This window comes from Pseudomonas sp. MSSRFD41, assembly GCF_014230245.1.
Classification (GTDB): domain Bacteria; phylum Pseudomonadota; class Gammaproteobacteria; order Pseudomonadales; family Pseudomonadaceae; genus Aquipseudomonas; species Aquipseudomonas piscis.
In genome coordinates this window covers 13,879-31,244 of record NZ_JACKZK010000028.1, presented here as the reverse complement: position 1 = coordinate 31,244, position 17,366 = coordinate 13,879, and the positions used below count along the sequence as shown (strand labels likewise).

Annotated in this window: 15 protein-coding genes; 10 read left to right on the top strand and 5 right to left on the bottom strand. The window is 65.5% G+C overall.

Going from position 1 to position 17,366, the window contains the following annotated elements; translation table 11 throughout:
* Positions 1–37: 37 nt before the first annotated feature.
* The gene (locus H7A76_RS27965; protein WP_185701519.1) at positions 38–658 is read right to left on the bottom strand and encodes a TetR/AcrR family transcriptional regulator; all 621 of its coding nucleotides are present in this window, start codon (positions 656–658) and stop codon (positions 38–40) included.
* A 255-nt stretch (positions 659–913) separates the two neighbouring features.
* Between H7A76_RS27965 and H7A76_RS27960 the strand changes: the two genes are divergently transcribed.
* The 3 genes from H7A76_RS27960 to copD are packed head-to-tail and all read left to right on the top strand — an operon-like array spanning position 914 to position 2,632.
* Positions 914–1,348, top strand: coding sequence for a GNAT family N-acetyltransferase (locus H7A76_RS27960; RefSeq protein ID WP_185701518.1), 435 nt, complete (start codon positions 914–916; stop codon positions 1,346–1,348).
* A 57-nt stretch (positions 1,349–1,405) separates the two neighbouring features.
* Complete coding sequence (gene copC / locus H7A76_RS27955; protein WP_185701517.1) at positions 1,406–1,774, top strand: copper homeostasis periplasmic binding protein CopC; 369 nt, start codon at positions 1,406–1,408, stop codon at positions 1,772–1,774.
* A gap of 3 nt (positions 1,775–1,777) precedes the next feature.
* A complete protein-coding gene (gene copD, locus H7A76_RS27950; protein ID WP_185701516.1) occupies positions 1,778–2,632 on the top strand; it encodes a copper homeostasis membrane protein CopD in 855 nt (284 codons plus the stop codon).
* Between the two features lie 138 nt (positions 2,633–2,770).
* Here the strand turns inward: copD and H7A76_RS27945 are convergent, their stop codons facing one another.
* Positions 2,771–3,901, bottom strand: a complete 1,131-nt coding sequence (locus H7A76_RS27945; RefSeq protein WP_185701515.1) for an HlyD family secretion protein — start codon at positions 3,899–3,901, stop codon at positions 2,771–2,773.
* On the bottom strand, positions 3,898–5,553 hold the full coding sequence (locus H7A76_RS27940; protein WP_185701514.1) for an MFS transporter: 1,656 nt from the start codon (positions 5,551–5,553) through the stop codon (positions 3,898–3,900). Before H7A76_RS27940 ends, H7A76_RS27945 begins: the two co-directional genes overlap by 4 nt.
* A gap of 234 nt (positions 5,554–5,787) precedes the next feature.
* On the opposite strand from H7A76_RS27940, the gene dapF reads away from it, so the two are divergent.
* Positions 5,788–6,582: a diaminopimelate epimerase gene (gene dapF / locus H7A76_RS27935; protein ID WP_185701513.1), complete on the top strand. Its 795-nt coding sequence runs from the start codon at positions 5,788–5,790 to the stop codon at positions 6,580–6,582.
* Positions 6,583–6,606: 24 nt separating this feature from the next.
* Here dapF and H7A76_RS27930 read toward each other — a convergent pair whose 3' ends face one another.
* Complete coding sequence (locus tag H7A76_RS27930) at positions 6,607–8,091, bottom strand: DASS family sodium-coupled anion symporter (protein ID WP_185701512.1); 1,485 nt, start codon at positions 8,089–8,091, stop codon at positions 6,607–6,609.
* Positions 8,092–8,436: 345 nt separating this feature from the next.
* On the opposite strand from H7A76_RS27930, the gene H7A76_RS27925 reads away from it, so the two are divergent.
* Together H7A76_RS27925 and H7A76_RS27920 are read left to right on the top strand one after the other, a co-directional pair.
* Positions 8,437–10,059 (top strand): methyl-accepting chemotaxis protein, encoded by a 1,623-nt coding sequence (locus H7A76_RS27925; RefSeq protein ID WP_185701511.1) that lies wholly within the window; start codon positions 8,437–8,439, stop codon positions 10,057–10,059.
* A gap of 129 nt (positions 10,060–10,188) precedes the next feature.
* On the top strand, positions 10,189–11,403 hold the full coding sequence (locus H7A76_RS27920; protein WP_185701510.1) for an HD-GYP domain-containing protein: 1,215 nt from the start codon (positions 10,189–10,191) through the stop codon (positions 11,401–11,403).
* 3 nt (positions 11,404–11,406) lie between these two features.
* Here H7A76_RS27920 and bkdR read toward each other — a convergent pair whose 3' ends face one another.
* On the bottom strand, positions 11,407–11,895 hold the full coding sequence (bkdR, locus tag H7A76_RS27915) for a Bkd operon transcriptional regulator BkdR (protein ID WP_185701509.1): 489 nt from the start codon (positions 11,893–11,895) through the stop codon (positions 11,407–11,409).
* Positions 11,896–12,091: 196 nt separating this feature from the next.
* On the opposite strand from bkdR, the gene H7A76_RS27910 reads away from it, so the two are divergent.
* From H7A76_RS27910 to lpdA, 4 genes are read left to right on the top strand one after another with little or no spacing between them, the layout of a single operon-like run.
* On the top strand, positions 12,092–13,327 hold the full coding sequence (locus tag H7A76_RS27910) for a 3-methyl-2-oxobutanoate dehydrogenase (2-methylpropanoyl-transferring) subunit alpha (RefSeq protein ID WP_185701508.1): 1,236 nt from the start codon (positions 12,092–12,094) through the stop codon (positions 13,325–13,327).
* A 1-nt stretch (position 13,328) separates the two neighbouring features.
* Positions 13,329–14,387 carry an alpha-ketoacid dehydrogenase subunit beta gene (locus tag H7A76_RS27905; protein ID WP_068584462.1) on the top strand — a complete coding sequence of 353 codons (1,059 nt, stop codon included), beginning with the start codon at positions 13,329–13,331 and terminating at the stop codon, positions 14,385–14,387.
* Entirely contained in the window at positions 14,388–15,686 is a 1,299-nt protein-coding gene (locus H7A76_RS27900; RefSeq protein ID WP_185701507.1) for a dihydrolipoamide acetyltransferase family protein, read from the top strand.
* Between the two features lie 3 nt (positions 15,687–15,689).
* Positions 15,690–17,081, top strand: coding sequence for a dihydrolipoyl dehydrogenase (gene lpdA / locus H7A76_RS27895; RefSeq protein WP_185701506.1), 1,392 nt, complete (start codon positions 15,690–15,692; stop codon positions 17,079–17,081).
* Positions 17,082–17,366 lie beyond the last annotated feature (285 nt).

The window sequence follows — 17,366 nt, the reverse complement described above, 5'->3', positions numbered from 1 at the left end:
CTTGAAGCTTGCTCCTGCTTGCAGCTTGTAGCTGCCTCTATGGTTCGAGGCCGATGCCGCGCAGGATCACGCTGGTGACGGTCTGCACCGCCCGTTCGAATTGCAGGTCCGACAGCGGTTGGTGGTCGTTGAGGATGTTCACCTGGTGGTCGAAGTCGGCGTAATGCTGGGTCGAGGCCCAGATCAGGTACAGCAGCGCCGAAGGTTCCACCGCGAGGATCCGCCCGTCCTCGACCCATTGGCGGATCTTGGCTTCCTTCATCTTCGCCCAGTCGTACAGGCTCTCGTCCAACGCGGTGCCCAGGCTTGGCGCGCCATGCATGATCTCATTGGCCCAGACCTTGGAACCGTGGGGGCGAGTGCGCGAATGCTGCATCTTGGCGCGGATGTAGCTGCTGAGCACCACCCGCGGGTCGTCGAACATCTCGAAGCACAGGGCGTCCTGCTTCCACACGTCCAGCAGGTCCAGCAGCACCGCGCTATAGAGTTCGTGCTTGGTGCTGAAGTAGTAATGCAGGTTGGAACGCGGCAGTTGCACCTCTTCGGCGATGTCGGCCATGGCGGTGCCGGCGTAACCCTTTTCGGCGAAGACTTTCTCGGCACCCAGGAGGATCTTCTCCACGTTGTTGCGACGAATCTCGATCTTGTGATTGCCCATGAGGGCTCCCTAAAAACAGTCTTCGGCAAGACTAGCATCCGCCCACGGGCCAATCGATCCCTGGGCTGACGGTGCTATTTCGGGGTTTCGCCGGCCGGCCTGTTTGGGTAGGATCGGCCTCCCGCTCATTTGCAGCCGTCACTGCGGTGCTCCGTCCAAGCGTTGATTCGCGACACGGGCATACAGGTCTCTGCCCAAATGCCGGCCCTGCCCTACCGCCGGCCATCTAATCAGTTACCAAGATGGATCATCCCCATGAAGATTCGCCCTCGCGTCGCTGCGGACGACGCCTCGCTCACCGCGCTCTGGGAGCGTTCGGTACGCGCCACCCATGACTTCATCAGCGAAGACGACATCCAGCGCCTCTACCCGCTGATACGCGACAGCTACCTGCCGGCCCTGCGTGTGCTGGTGTGGGAGAACCCCGATGCCACGCCCGGCGGTTTCATCGCCATTGACGAGGACACCGTGCAGATGCTGTTCATCGAACCGGCCCAGCGTGGCCAGGGCATCGGTCGCCAGCTGTTGGACCAGGTCCGGCAGCCAGGCCTGAAGGTCGATGTCAACGAGCAGAACCCCCAGGCCCACGGTTTCTACCGTCACTACGGGTTCGTCGACTACGGTCGCTCGCAAACCGATGGCGAAGGCAAGCCGTACCCCATCATCCACATGCAGTTGCAACACGCTTGAACCCATACCGGCGCCCCAACGGCGCCGGCTCCCTGGCTTTTCCAGAGGTAACCTGCCATGTCGCTGAAAACACTCTGCACCACCTGCGCCCTTCTCGCCTCGCTGCTGGCCACCGGCTCGGCGCTGGCCCACGCCCACCTGAAATCCACCACGCCCGCCGCCGACAGCAGCGCCAGCGCCCCCAGCGAACTGCGCCTGGAGTTCAGCGAAGGCGTGGAAGCGGCCTTCACCAAGATCGAGCTGAGCAAGGACGGCGCCCCCGTCGCGCTCAAGGGCCTGGCCACCGAAGGCGCGGACAAGAAGACCCTGGTCGTCACCCCCGCCAGCGCTCCATTGCCGGCCGGCCGCTACAAGGTGCAATGGCACGCAGTGTCGGTGGACACCCACAAGAGCGAAGGCAGCTACAGTTTCAAGGTGAGCCCGTAATCCATGGCGTCATGGCTGGTGCTGTGCCGCTTCGTGCATTTCGCCGCGATCCTGACCTTGGTCGGGGCCTGGGGCTTGCGCCCGCTGCTGCTGGGCCAAGGTCATGAAATGGTGCAGCAGCGGCTGGATCGCGTGGCTCGCTGGCTGACCCTGGTCGGGCTTGGCAGCGGCCTGGCCTGGCTGCTGCTGATCAGCGCCAGCATGGCCGGCTCCTGGTCCGCCGCCCTGGACCCGGCGACGGTTGGGCTGGTGCTGGGCAAGACGTTCTTCGGCCAGGTCTGGACCTGGCACCTGGCGCTCAACCTGTTGCTGCTGGGCTTGCTGCTGGCGCCCCTGGGCCGTTCCCTGCCGCTGCGCCTGGGACTGGCCGCCCTGCTCCTGGGCACCCTGGCCCCGGTGGGCCACGGCGCCATGTTCGATGGCCTCAAGGGGCGATTGCTGATACTCAACCAGATCGTCCACCTGGGCTGCGTCGGCCTGTGGCTGGGCGGTTTGCTGGTATTGCTGATGGTCCTGCGCCAGCCGCAGGCGTCCCTGGAGCCGTTGCTGCGGCGCTTCAGCGGCGTGGGCTACATGCTGGTGGCGGGCCTGCTGGCCAGCGGCCTGGTCAACGTACGGATGCTCACTGGCCAATGGTGGCCGACTCCGCTGTTCAGCGGTTTCGCCCTGGTGCTGCTGGTGAAAGCCCTGCTGGTGGCCGGCATGCTGGCCCTGGCCCTGTTCAATCGCCTGCGCATCCGGGGCTGCGACCAGCGCCTGGACAGCCTGCGCCGCAGCGTGGGCCTGGAATGGTCACTGGGCATCGCCGCCGTCGCCGCCGTCGCCCTGTTGGGCACCCTACCGCCGCTGCAAGCCTGAACCGCCCTGTAGCCGCTGCCCAGCGCCCGTAGAAGCAGGCACCGCGATTATCCAGATGGAACGCATGGGCCGGTTTGGCGAGGACTGCGTCCTCGTGCGCAGCCTCGCGGGCTCGACAGCGGCTACAGGGAGGTAGCGCTAGGGGGTGACGGAGGTGTCGATGCTGACCACCACCGACAGCCCCGGACGCAGGCGATCCAGCTCTTGCTGGCCGGGATCGACGATGATCCGCACTGGCACCCGCTGGGCGATCTTGACGAAGTTGCCGGTGGCGTTGTCCGCCTGCAGCAAGGCGAATTCCGAGCCGGTGGCCGGCGAGATCAACTGCACCTTGCCGGTGAACTTGCGGTGGTTCAGCGCATCCACGGTGAAGCTCACCGGCTGCCCCAGCCGGACGTTGTCCATCTGGGTTTCCTTCATGTTGGCGATCACCCACAGCTGGTCCGGCACCAGGGCCATCAACTGCGCCCCGGAGTTGACGTAGGCCCCCAGGCGCACGCCGATCTGCCCCAGCTGGCCATCGCGCGGGGCGAGGATCCGAGTGTTGGACAAGTCGATGCGCGCCAGTTGCACCGCCGCTTCGGCATTGGCCACCGCCGCCTCCAGGGAGCCGCGATTGACGATCACGGTCTGCAGGTCCTGGCGGGCGATTTCCAGCTGGGCCTGGGCCTGGGCCACCGCCGCCACGGTCTGGGCATTGGCGGCGCGGGTCACGTCCAGCTCACGCCGGGACACCGAACCATCGGCGATCAACGCCTCGTTGCGCGCAAGGTCCGCGGCGCTCTTGCGCGCCTGGGCCTGGCTGTCGGCCAGGGCCGCCTGGCGCAGCTTGATGGTGGCTTCGGCGCTGTTGCGCTGTTGCAGGTTATTGGCCAGGGAGGCCTTCTGCACCGCCAGCTGGGCCAGGGACTGGTCCAGGCGCTGCTGGTAGATGCGGTCGTCCAGGCGCACCAGCAGGTCGCCGGCCTTGACGTGCTGGAAGTCCTGCACCGGCACTTCGAACACATAACCGCTGAGCTGCGGCCCGATGATCGTCACCTGGCCGCGCACCAGGGCGTTCTCGGTGCTTTCGATGGCGCTGGAAAACGGCGGCAATTGCCAGGCGTAGAGCACGATCAGCACGCCGACGATGGCGATCGCGGCGAACCCCAGGGACGAGATGATCCGCACCGCCAACGGCCGTGGCTCGGTGGCAGGAATGGTCGGCGGGCCATTGGGCTCGGGGCTCGAGGCGATGGCATTGGTGGTGGGATTGACGGTTTCGCTCATGAAGAAGGGGCACCACTGGGTTGGACGGGAGGCTGGGGCGCGACGGGCTTGGTGGTGCTCATCAGCCACAGGCTGCGGATGAAGATCCAGATCATGGTCAGCACGGCGATCACCGCGATCAGCATGAACACATCGTTGTAGGCCATCACGTTGGCTTCGCGGGTGGCCGCCGAGGCCAGGCTGCGCATGCCTTGCAGGGTGCGCAGGTCAGGGTCGGCGATGACCTTGCCATAGGCCGCCGCGCCGCTCTGCACCCGGGCCAGGACCTGGGGGTCGAGCAAGGTCAGCTGCTCGACGATAAGACTGGAATGGTATTTCTCGCGCACGATCTGGAAGGTCCCCAGCAGGGCCGAGCCGATCAGCCCGCCGAGGTTCTGGCAGATGCCGAACAGCACCGAGAAGCTCACCAGGTTGCGTGGGTTGGTCAGTACGTTGCGGGTACCCAGGACCATGGTCGGGCCAAGGAAGAAGGTGCCGCCGAAAGCCAGCAGGAACTGGCTGATGTACATGTTGGCCGGGCGCGTGAGGTTGCTGGAGAAACTGTCCATCACCGAGCCGACGGCCATCAGCGCCAGGGAAATGACCAGGGGCATGAACAGGTGCGCCGGGTTGATGGTCAGGGCACTGGTGGCCAGCCCCGCGATGCTGCCCAGCAGCATCACCCCGTAAAGCAGGCGCATCTGTTCGCTGCTCATGTTCAGCGCCTGGAGGAAACCCACCGCGCCGGTGGACTGCTCCGAGAGCACCATGCGGATCAGGATCACCGCCAGGGCCAGGCGGATCATCGCCCCGCTACCCAGCCAGCGGGTCATCAGCATCGGGTTGCGGCGGTTATGTTCGATGCACAGGCCGGCGAGGATCAGCAGGATCGAGGCGGCGCTGGCGTAGCCGATCCACGGCGCCTCCAGCCACCAGTCGATGCGCCCCAGGGACAGCACCGCGCACAGCAGCGCCACGCCGGTGGCCAGCAAGGCGAAGGTCAGGAAATCGAGTTTCTCGAAGGTGCGAAAGCGGTCCCCGGGTGGCAACTTGAGCATGAACACGCAGCCCAGGGAGGCCAGCGCCAGGCCCAGCTCGAACAGGTACAGGCCGCGCCATTCGGCGATCTGCAACAAGTCTTCGGAGAACAGCCGGGCCAGGGGCAAGGCCAGCTGCGAGGTGCCCAGGCCCAGCACCAGGGCCTTGAGCCGCCACTTGGCCGGAAAGGCCTGGACCATGTAGTACAGGCCCAGCGAGCTCAGGGCCGCGCCCACCATGCCGTGGGCCGCGCGCACGGCGATGGCCGAGCTCAGGTCGTTGACGAACAGGTGGCCGAAGGTCACCAGGGCATAGAGCACCAGGAACACCTCGGTAAAGGCCCGCAGGCCGAACTGCTGGCGAAACTTCACCAGCAGCAGGTTCATCGACACGTTGGTCATGACATACGCGGCCGGCAGCCAGGCCATTTCCGCGCTGGTGGCCCCCAGGGCGCCTTGCAGATAAGGCAGGTTGGCGATCACCAGGGAGTTGCCCAAGCCGCCGGTGATGGCCACCAGAAGGCCCACCAAGGCATAGGCCAGGCGCTTGTGGGTGGGGTGCAGCGGTGTCGAGGGCGAGCCGGGCAAGCTGGGCTTTTCGTGGGGCTGCCAGTTGCGCGGGGCGTAGTGATCCATGCAGTGACCTTAGTGGTGTTCTGGTCCGTACCGGGACGGTCGATGCGGGCTGTGTGACCGGCAGCCTGCCATGCTCCAGGCCCAGACACGCCCGGAGTAGGTTGGGTGAATTTTATTTCAAGACGCTGGCGTCGCCGCAGTTTTTTCGAAATCCTGCAACGGATGACGACTGGGGCCGCGGCCCGGTCGCTCCTCGCCTGGTGGCATACCTTGTCTGGTCCCTGTGGAGTTTCAATGGCGCTTAATTTCGTGAAGATGCATGCCAATGGCGACGATTTCGTGGTGATCGACGCCCGCGGTCGCGGCCAGCCGATCACCGCCGAACGCGCCAGGGCCTTGGGCGACCGGCGACGCGGCATAGGTTTCAATCAACTGGTGGTGCTGGGCGATTGTCGCCAGAGCGCGGCGCAACTGACCTTCTTCAATGCCGATGGTTCCAGCCTCGATGCCTGCGGCAGTGCCACCCGGGGTGCCGCCGAGCTGTTGCTGCGCGAAAGCGGCGCCAGTTCGCTGCGCCTGAAGACCGCCCGCGGCCTGCAAGAGTGCCGGCGCCTGGCCGACGACAGCGTGTCGGTGGAGATGGGCGTTCCCGGGCTCGCCTGGCAGGACATTCCCCTGGCCCGGGAGCTGGACAGCCTGCGCCTGCCGCTGCCGGGGGAGCCGGCGGCGTGCAGCATGGGCAACCCGCATTGCAGTTTTTTCGTCGACGACCTGCAGCAGTTGGACATCGCCGTCCTCGGACCGGCGATCGAGACCCATCCGCTGTTCGTGCACCAGACCAACGTGCATTTCATCCAGGTCATCGACCGCCAGACCATTCGCCTGCGAATATGGGAACGCCACGGCGGCATTCCCCTGGGCTCCGGTTCCTGCTCCTGCGGCGCTGTGGTCAATGGCATCCGCCGGGGCCTGCTGGACAGCGAGGTGACGGTGCTGTGCGACGGCGGACCGGTGAGCGTGAGCTGGGACGGCCAGGGCAAGGTGCGCCTGGCCGGTAGCGTGACCCGGGTGTTCAGCGGCTGGCTGTAGCGCCAGCCCTGCCCCGCTCCGGGCCTACAGCCAGCCCAGCCATTGCCACCAGGTCATGGCGAACACCAGCATCAGCAGGTAGCCGACCAGCGTCACCACCAGCCCGACCTTGGCGAACTGGCGCGCGGTGAAGGTCTCGGTGCCCAGGCACACCATGTTCTGCGGGGCGTTGATCGGCAGGATGAAGCCGTAGCTGACCACGAACCCCAGGAGCATGGTCATGCCCAGCCGGCTGAACTCGCCCGGCAGGGTCTGCAGCACCGCGATGAGGATCGGCAGCAACGCCGAGGTCAGCGCCGTGGCGCTGGCGAACCCCAGGTGAATCAGGATCAGGAAGGCGCCGAGGATGGCGAAGACCGCCAGCGGGCCTACCTGGTCCAGTCCGGTGTGGGCCACCACCTGGGTGCCCAGCCATTGCCCGGCCTGGGTACTGAGCAGCGCCGAACCGAGGCTGATGCCGACCCCGAAGACGATCACCGTGCCCCAGGGAATGCGCGACTGCACATCCTTCCAGGTCATGATGCCGATCCGTGGCAGCAGCAGGATCACCAGCCCGGCATAGGTGGTGGTCGTGGTGTCGAACGGGTGCAGCTTGCCTTCGGTGGACCAGGCCAGCAGCAACAGCAGCGACACCGCCAGCAGGCGTTTCTGCGGCCCGGTCATGGGGCCGATATCCGCCAGGGACCTGGCCACCGCTTCCTTGCCGCCGGGAATGCTGTCGCTCTCCGGGGGCAGCATCTTGAGCACCAGCCACAGCAGCACCAGGGACATGATCAGCGCCCAGGGCGCACCGGCGATCAGCCAGTCGAGCCAGGCCACGCGCTGGCCGAGCATCTTGTCCATGAACCCCACGGTCAACAGGTTCTGCGCGGCGGCGGTCTGGATCCCGACGTTCCAGATGCTGGTGCCCTGGGCCACCACGATCATCAGCCCGGCGGCGATGTTCGAGCGCTTGTCGACGCCGAACGCGGCGATCACCCCCATCATGATCGGCACCACGCAGGCACTGCGGGCGGTGGCGCTGGGCACCAGCAGGCTGAGGAGGATAGTCACGGCGATGGCGCCCAGGAGAATGCGCCGGGTACTGGTGCCGACCCGGGCCAGGGTCACCAGGGCGATGCGCCGGTCCAGGCCGGTGTGGGTCATGGCGGCAGCGATGAACAAGGCGCCGGCCACCAGGGCCAGGGCCGAATTGGAAAACCCGGTCAGGGCCAGGCCGATGGCCGCCGAGCTGCCATACAGCTGGCCGGGGTCGTGCAAGGTTGGCGCGGTGCCGATGAGGATCGCCATCAGGGCGGTGATCATGATCGCGCTGGCCTCGTAGGACACCGCTTCGCTGATCCACACCACCACGGCGAATGCCAGGATCGCCAGCATCCGGTGCCCCGCCACGGGCAGATCGGCGGGCAGCGGCAGGAACAACACGCCGATCATGGCCAGCACGGCGACCAGCAATCCAATCGGTAATACGGCCTTGGCCGCGGGCGCCGTTGTCACAGGCGTAGTCATGGGCCTTTTCCTTCTCCATTGGACAGGCGCCAAGCATGGTGCAAAAGCGCAAAAGGCGCGTTGATGGGAGTCAAGCCAGGGCCGCGTATCGCGCCTCGTGCAGCCGCTGGCGCAGGCTGCGCACGGAGCGGCGCGAGCCGCAGAACCCGCATGCGCGGCGAGCCTGCCGGAACGTGTCGTTCGGTTTGCGAGGGTTAGTGCGCTGGGTGAAACGGAGAAGCGTTTACAGAAATATTTTTTAACATTTCTACAGATTTTTCATCATTTAGGAGTCAGAGTGATATCAAGGGCGACAAGGAGTCGACACAAACCTGGCTGTATCACTCCAACCTGCAAGGTGCCTCCATGGTGATAAGAAACTTGAAGCTGACTTCCAGGGCGCTGCTGAGCTTCGGCGCCATTTGTGTACTCCTGATCGGCCTGGGGGGGCTGGCACTGTGGAAGATGGGACAGATTCATGACGCCGCGCTGGATTTGCAGGCCAACTGGCTGCCCAGCGTCCGCCAAGCCGCGAAAATCGAATCCGGCACCTTGCGCGTGCGCCTGGAGGCCCTGCACTACGCCACTGAAGGAGACAGCCAGAAGCCCGCGTCGCTGGACAAGCTGAACACCTTGAAGACCACCCTGGTCGAGGCCATCAAAGGCTATGAGCCGCTGGTATCCGGCCCCGAGGAAAAGGCCGCCTACGAGCAGGTCAAGCGTGGCGCCCGGGACTACCTCGACAAGCTGGCGGTGATGATCGACTCCACCAAGACCAATACCGCCCAGCAGACCGCCGACTACATCAACCAGGTCACGGTGCCTCTGGCCAACACCCTGCAAGCGTCCATCGAGGAGCTGCTTCGCATCAACGAGAGCGGGGCCGAGCAATCCGCGGTCGTCGCTGGCGAGCAATTCAGCGGCGGCCTGACCGTGACCTGGGTAATCATCATCCTGGCCATCGTCCTGACCGTCCTGATCGCCACCTTGTTCACCCGCAGCATCACCCATCCGGTACTGTCGTTGCTGGCCAGCACCCGCAAGATCGCCGAGGGCGACCTGCGTACCCAGGTGGACGTCAGCGGGCGCGACGAGTTGACCGACCTGCAAGCGGCGACCCAGGCCATGCTCGACAGTCTCAAGTCGACCATCCGCCATATCAGCGATTCCTCGACCCAACTGGCCTCGGCCGCCGAGGAAATGAGCGCCATCACCCGTGAGTCCAACGCCGGCATCCAGCAACAGAGCATGGAGACCGACCAGGCCGCCACGGCGGTCAACCAGATGACCGCGGCGGTGGAGGAAGTGGCGCGCAACGCGGTGTCCGCCTCGCAGTCCACCCAAGCGTCGGAGCGTTCGGCGGGCCTGGGCAAGGAACGAGTCGAGCAGACCATCCATGCCATCGAGAAGCTCACCGGCACCGTGGAGAACACCCGGGTAGAGATGGCCGGGCTGGCCCAGCAGGCCCAGGACATCACCAAGGTCCTGGACGTGATCCGTGCCATCGCCGAGCAGACCAACCTGCTGGCCCTGAATGCGGCCATCGAAGCGGCGCGGGCCGGGGATGCCGGGCGCGGTTTCGCGGTGGTGGCCGACGAGGTGCGGGCCCTGGCCCATCGTACCCAGTTGTCGACCCAGGAAATCGAGCAGATGATCCAGGGCATCCAGAACGGCTCGAGCAAGGCCATGCTGTCCATGCAGCAGAGCAGCGAGGACGCCAACCAGACCCTGGCCATCGCCCACGAGGCCGGCAGTGCCATCGGCCATATCACCGAAGCCATCAGCGACATCAACGAGCGCAACCTGATGATCGCCACCGCCTCGGAAGAACAGGCCCAGGTGGCCCGCTCGGTGGACCAGAACCTGATGAGCATCCGCGACCTGGCGTTGCAGAGCTCGTCCGCCGCCAGCCAGACCTCGCTGGCCAGCAGCGAACTGTCGTCCCTGGCGGTGGGTCTGAACAAGCTGGTGGCACGCTTCGCCCTGTGACGCGTGTCGTGGGGTCGTAGCGAAACGCGTGGGTAAAAACGCTCGTGTGATCCGCAGTTCCCCGCTGCAACGGCTGCCGTCCAGCCGTTGCAGCGGCGAGAGTCGAGCGCCCCGTGGGGAGTACTGGTGATGCTGAAGTTGATCTCGCTGCAACAACTGCAAATGGGCATGTACATCCACCAGTTCTGTGGTTCCTGGCTGGACCACTCGTTCTGGAAAGCCGGTTTCGTTCTCAACAGCCGCGAAGACCTGCGGCGCCTGCAACGCTCGAACCTGAGCGGCTTGTGGATCGACTCGGCCAAGGGCCGCGACCTGCCCGAACCTGGCGAGCCGCAAGCGGCCCCGCCACCCGCCCCCGAACCGCCCTCGCCTGCCGCCGCCCCAACGACTGCGCCGCGGGCCAGCATGGGCGAGGAGCTGCAACGGGCCATCAAGGTCTGTGCCCATTCACGCCAGGCGGTGATGGACATGTTCCAGGAAGTACGCATGGGCCAGGTGATCCAGGTGCAACAGGTCAACGAGCTGGTGGGCATGATCACCGATTCGCTGTTGCGCCATCCCCACGCGCTGATCAGCCTGGCCCGACTCAAGCGCGCCGACGACTACACCTACATGCACTCGGTGGCGGTGTGCGCGCTGATGCTGGCCACCGCCCGCCAACTGGGCCTGTCGGAGCACTTCGTGCGACTGGCCGGGGTGGCCGGGCTGCTGCACGACGTGGGCAAGCTGACCATCCCCGATGCCATCCTCAACAAACCGCAAAAGCTGTCGGACAGCGAGTTCGAACAGGTCAAGCTGCACCCCGAGGCTGGCGGCAGCATCCTGCGCCAGAACGGTGCGGTGGATGCCCTGGTGCTGGATGTGTGCCTGCACCACCATGAAAAGGCCGACGGCTCGGGTTATCCGCACCGCCTGAAGGGCGAGCAGATCAGCCTGTTCGCGCGGATGGGCGCGGTGTGCGATGTGTACGACGCAGTGACCTCCAACCGCCCCTACAACCGCGGCTGGGACCCGGCCGAGGCGATCCAGCGCATGTCCACCTGGACCGGCCACTTCGACCAGCGGGTGTTCCAGGCCTTCGTCAAGAGTGTCGGGATCTACCCGGTGGGCTCCCTGGTGCGGCTGGAGAGCGGGCGCCTGGCGGTGGTGCTGGAGCAACACCCGGATGCGTTGCTGACCCCCAAGGTCAAGGTGTTCTTCTCCACTCGCTCCAACCTGCCGCTGGAGCAGAGCGTGGTGGACCTGGCCCGGGTCCAGGGCCAGGAACGCATCGTCGGCCGCGAAGCCCCGGATAACTGGGACTTCAAGGAACTCGACAGGTTGTGGCGCGAAGTACCGGCCTGAGCCTCAGTTGCCCAGGGTCAGGCCATTGGCCGGCAGCGGCAGCGCGGTCTTGTAGCGTACCTGCTTGAGGGCGAAGCTGGAGCGGATATTGGCCACTCCCGGCACCTTGGTCAGGAAGTCCATCATGAAGCGCTCCAGGGCCTGGATGCTGGGCACCAGCACGCGGATCAGGTAGTCCGGGTCGCCGGCCATCAGGTAGCACTCCATCACTTCCGGACGATCGGAAATGGCCTCTTCGAAATGCTGCAGGGCCTCTTCCACCTGTTTCTCCAGGCTGACATGGATGAACACGTTGACGTGCAGGCCCAGGAGCTCGGCATCCAGCAGGGTCACCTGCTCGCGGATCAGTCCCAGGTCCTCCATGGCCCTGACCCGATTGAAGCAGGGGGTTGGCGAAAGGTTCACCGAACGGGCCAGGTCGGCGTTGGTGATGCGAGCGTTCTCTTGCAGGCTGTTGAGAATGCCGATATCGGTACGGTCCAGTTTACGCATGAGATAAAACAACCTTTTTTTTATGTTTATAAAGATTTTTTATCTCTAAATGACTTTGCGTGCAACGAAACACAGATAAATATTCTCCTTATCCCGGCCTATGATGTTTGTAGGACAAGATTTCCCTTACCCAGGGAAGGACTGTCAGCTAGCGCGCCCAAATACAAGAAATCCACAAGATCGAGCGTAGAAAGCCATGACCCCAGCGTATGCACCGCTACGCCTGCACGTTCCCGAACCCTCGGGCCGTCCCGGCTGCAAGACCGATTTCACCTACCTGCGCCTGAACGACGCCGGCCTGGTGCGCAAACCCCCGATCGATGTAGAACCCGCCGATACCGCCGACCTCGCTCGTGGCCTGATCCGAGTACTCGATGACCAGGGCAACGCTCTGGGCGAATGGGCCCAGGACGTGCCCGTGGAGATCCTCCGCCAGGGCATGCGGGCCATGCTCAAGACCCGCATCTTCGACAACCGCATGGTGGTCGCCCAGCGCCAGAAGAAGATGTCGTTCTACATGCAGAGCCTCGGCGAGGAAGCCATCGGCAGCGCCCAGGCGCTGGCCCTGAATGTCGACGACATGTGCTTCCCCACCTATCGCCAGCAAAGCATCCTGATGGCCCGCGAAGTGCCGCTGGTGGACATGATCTGCCAGCTGCTGTCCAACGAGCGCGACCCGCTCAAGGGGCGCCAGCTGCCGATCATGTACTCGGTGAAAGAATCCGGGTTCTTCACCATCTCCGGCAACCTGGCGACCCAGTTCGTGCAGGGCGTAGGCTGGGGCATGGCCTCGGCGATCAAGGGCGATACCAAGATCGCCTCGGCCTGGATCGGCGACGGCGCCACCGCCGAGTCGGACTTCCACACCGCCCTGACCTTCGCCCACGTCTACCGGGCGCCGGTGATCCTCAACGTGGTCAACAACCAGTGGGCGATCTCCACCTTCCAGGCCATCGCCGGTGGTGAAGCCACCACCTTCGCCGGACGCGGCGTGGGTTGCGGCATCGCCTCGCTGCGGGTCGACGGCAACGACTTCATCGCCGTCTACGCCGCCTCGCGCTGGGCCGCCGAACGCGCCCGCCGCAACCTCGGCCCGACCCTGATCGAGTGGGTCACCTACCGTGCCGGACCGCACTCCACCTCCGACGACCCGTCCAAGTACCGGCCGGCCGACGACTGGAGCCACTTCCCCCTGGGCGACCCGATCGCTCGCCTCAAGCAGCACCTGATCAAGCTCGGCCACTGGTCCGAAGAGGAACACGCCGCGCTCAGCGCCGAACTCGAAGCCCAGGTCATCGCCGCGCAGAAGGAAGCCGAGCAGTTCGGCACCCTCGCCGGCGGCCAGATCCCCAGCGCCGCGACCATGTTCGAGGATGTCTACAAGGACATGCCCGAGCACCTGAAACGCCAACGCCAGCAACTGGGGGTTTGAGATGAACGATCACAACAACAATATCCAGCTGGACACCGCCATGACCACCACCACCATGACCATGATCCAGGCCCTGCGCTCGGCCATGGATGTGATGCTCGAGCGTGACGACAACGTCGTGGTGTTCGGTCAGGACGTGGGGTATTTCGGCGGCGTATTCCGCTGCACCGAAGGCCTGCAAGCCAAGTACGGCACCTCGCGGGTGTTCGATGCCCCGATTTCGGAAAGCGGCATCATCGGCACCGCCGTCGGCATGGGGGCCTACGGCCTGCGGCCGGTGGCGGAAATCCAGTTCGCCGACTACGTCTACCCGGCCACCGACCAGATCATTTCCGAAGCCGCGCGCCTGCGTTATCGCTCGGCCGGCCAGTTCACCGCGCCGCTGACCATGCGCATGCCGTGCGGCGGCGGCATCTATGGCGGCCAGACCCACAGCCAGAGCATCGAGGCGGTGTTCACCCAGGTCTGCGGCCTGCGTACCGTAATGCCGTCCAACCCCTACGACGCCAAGGGCCTGCTGATCGCCTCCATCGAGAACGATGACCCGGTGATCTTCCTGGAGCCCAAGCGCCTGTACAACGGCCCGTTCGACGGCCACCACGACCGCCCGGTAACCCCCTGGTCGAAGCACCCTTCGGCCCAGGTGCCGGACGGCTACTACAAGGTCCCGCTGGACGTGGCCGCCATCGCCCGTCCGGGCAAGGACGTCACCGTGCTGACCTACGGCACCACGGTCTATGTCTCGCAAGTGGCGGCCGAGGAAACCGGTATCGACGCCGAGGTCATCGACCTGCGCAGCCTGTGGCCGCTGGACCTGGACACCATCGTCAAGTCGGTGAAGAAGACCGGCCGCTGCGTGGTGGTGCACGAGGCCACCCGGACCTGCGGTTTCGGCGCCGAGCTGGTGTCGTTGGTGCAAGAGCATTGCTTCCATCACCTGGAGGCCCCGATCGAGCGCGTCACCGGTTGGGATACGCCGTATCCCCATGCGCAAGAGTGGGCATATTTCCCAGGGCCGTCCCGAGTGGGCGCGGCGCTGCAACGGGTCATGGAGGTCTGAATGGGCACGCACGTTATCAAGATGCCGGACATCGGCGAAGGCATCGCAGAAGTAGAACTGTCGCAGTGGCACGTGAAAGTCGGCGACCTGGTGGTCGAAGACCAGGTACTGGCAGACGTGATGACCGACAAGGCCATGGTCGACATCCCCTCCCCGGTCCACGGCAAAGTGCTGGCCCTGGGCGGCGAGCCGGGTGAAGTGATGGCGGTGGGCAGCATCCTGATCAGCATCGAGGTCGAGGGCGCGGGCAACCTCAAGGACTCCGACCAGCTGCCGACGCCGAGCAAGGCGCCAGCCGCCGCGGAAACACCGGCCGCCGCGCCGGTGGCCGCCGCCCCTCAAGTGGACAAGCCGGCACCTGCCTGCCAGGCCGCCGCCAACCGTCCGGCCCAGGCTCCGGTCGCCCGGGAAGCCAACGAGCGCCCGCTGGCCTCGCCGGCGGTGCGCAAGCATGCCCTGGACCTGGGCATCCAGCTGCGCCTGGTACAAGGCAGCGGCCCTGCCGGGCGCGTCCTGCATGAAGACCTGGACGCCTACCTGGCCCAGGGCAGCCAGGCACCGCGCAGCCATTCGGCGCCATCTGCCGGTTATGCCGAGCGCCACGACGAAGAGCAGATCCAGGTGATCGGCATGCGTCGCAAGATCGCCCAGCGCATGCAGGAATCCAAGCACCGCGCCGCGCACTTCAGCTATGTCGAGGAAGTGGACGTCACCGCCCTGGAAGAACTGCGCATCCACCTCAACGAGAAGCATGGCGCCACCCGCGGCAAGCTGACCCTGCTGCCGTTCCTGGTACGGGCGATGGTCGTGGCCCTGCGCGACTTCCCGCAGATCAACGCGCGCTACGACGATGAAGCCCAGGTCGTCACCCGCCACGGCGCGGTGCACGTCGGGGTCGCCACCCAGAGCGACGTTGGCCTGATGGTCCCGGTGGTGCGCCACGCCGAAGCCCGCAGCCTGTGGGGCAACGCCGAGGAGATCGTGCGCCTGGCCAAGGCCGCCCGCGCCGGCAAGGCCGCGCGTGAAGAACTGTCCGGCTCGACCATCACCCTCACCAGCCTCGGCGCCCTGGGCGGTATCGTCAGCACGCCGGTGCTGAACCTGCCGGAAGTGGCCATCGTCGGGGTCAACAAGATCGTCGAGCGGCCCATGGTGATCAAGGGCCAGATCGTGATCCGCAAGATGATGAACCTCTCCAGCTCCTTCGATCACCGGGTGGTCGACGGCATGGACGCCGCGCAATTCATCCAGGCCATCCGCGGCCTGCTCGAACAACCCGCCACGCTGTTTGTGGAGTAAGACATGCAACAGACTCTCAACACCCAACTGCTGATCATCGGTGGCGGCCCTGGCGGCTATGTCGCAGCGATCCGCGCCGGCCAGCTGGGGATCTCCACCATCCTGGTGGAAGGCCAGGCCCTGGGCGGCACCTGCCTGAACATCGGCTGCATCCCGTCCAAGGCCCTGATCCACGTAGCCGAACAGTTCCACCAGACCCGCCACCACAGCCAGGGCTCGGCCCTGGGCATCGAAGTGGCGGCGCCGACCCTGAACATCGGCAAGAGCGTGGAATGGAAGGACGGCATCGTCGACCGCCTGACCACCGGGGTCGCGGCCCTGCTGAAAAAGAACAAGGTCCAGGTGATCCATGGCTGGGCCCGGGTGATCGACGGCAAGACCGTGGAAATCGACGGCGCCGACACCCGCATCCAGTGCGAGCACCTGCTGCTGGCCACCGGCTCCAAGAGCGTCAACCTGCCGATGCTGCCCCTCGGCGGGCCGATCATCTCCTCCACCGAGGCCCTGGCGCCCAAGGTCCTGCCCAAGCGCCTGGCCGTGGTCGGCGGTGGCTACATCGGCCTGGAACTGGGCATCGCCTACCGCAAGCTGGGGGTCGACGTCAGCGTGGTCGAGGCCCAGGAGCGCATCCTGCCGGCCTATGACGCCGAGCTGACCCAGCCGGTGCTGGAGTCGGTCAAGCAACTGGGGATCAAGCTCTACCTCAAGCACAGCGTACTGGGCTTCGATGCCGGCACCAGCAGCCTGCAGGTACGCGACCCCAACGGCGACACCCTGGACCTGGCAACCGACCAGGTACTGGTGGCGGTGGGCCGCAAGCCCAACACCCAGGGCTGGAACCTGGAGGCGTTGAACCTGGACATGAACGGCTCGGCGATCAAGATCGACGCACGCTGCCAGACCAGCATGCGCAACGTCTGGGCCATCGGCGACCTGAGCGGCGAGCCGATGCTGGCCCACCGGGCCATGGCCCAGGGCGAGATGGTGGCCGAGCTGATCGCCGGCAAGCGCCGGGAGTTCACCCCGGCGGCGATCCCGGCGGTGTGCTTCACCGACCCGGAAGTGGTGGTGGTCGGCAAGACCCCGGACGAAGCCAAGGCCGCCGGCCTGGACTGCATCGTCGCCAGCTTCCCGTTCGCCGCCAACGGCCGGGCCATGACCCTGGAATCCAAGGGTGGCTTCGTGCGCGTGGTGGCACGGCGTGACAACCACCTGGTGCTGGGTTGGCAGGCAGTGGGCGTCGGGGTTTCCGAATTGGCCACGGCGTTCGGCCAATCCCTGGAGATGGGCGCGCGCCTGGAAGACATCGGCGGCACCATCCACGCCCACCCGACCCTGGGCGAGGCGGTCCAGGAAGCCGCATTGCGAGCCCTGGGCCACGCGTTGCATATGTAAAGCCGGACCGTAGGAGCGAGGCTTGCCCGCGATAAAGCCGGCAGGCACGCCAGAGATGTCGAGCCGTCTGCACCGACGCTTCGCGAGCAAGCTTCGCTCCTACAGAAAAGCTCCTACGCAGATCGCTATCCCCGAGGTGACGGGAGGGTTCATGAGCAGGCTAAGTTTTTTTGCTCCCCCTCCCATCGTCCGGGGTGCGGCCTGCCCTCGGAATGCAGTATTGTTGTGCCCATCCAATAAAAACGTCAGAAGCCTTGAGCCGTTCCGACGGTAGTTAAGAAATAG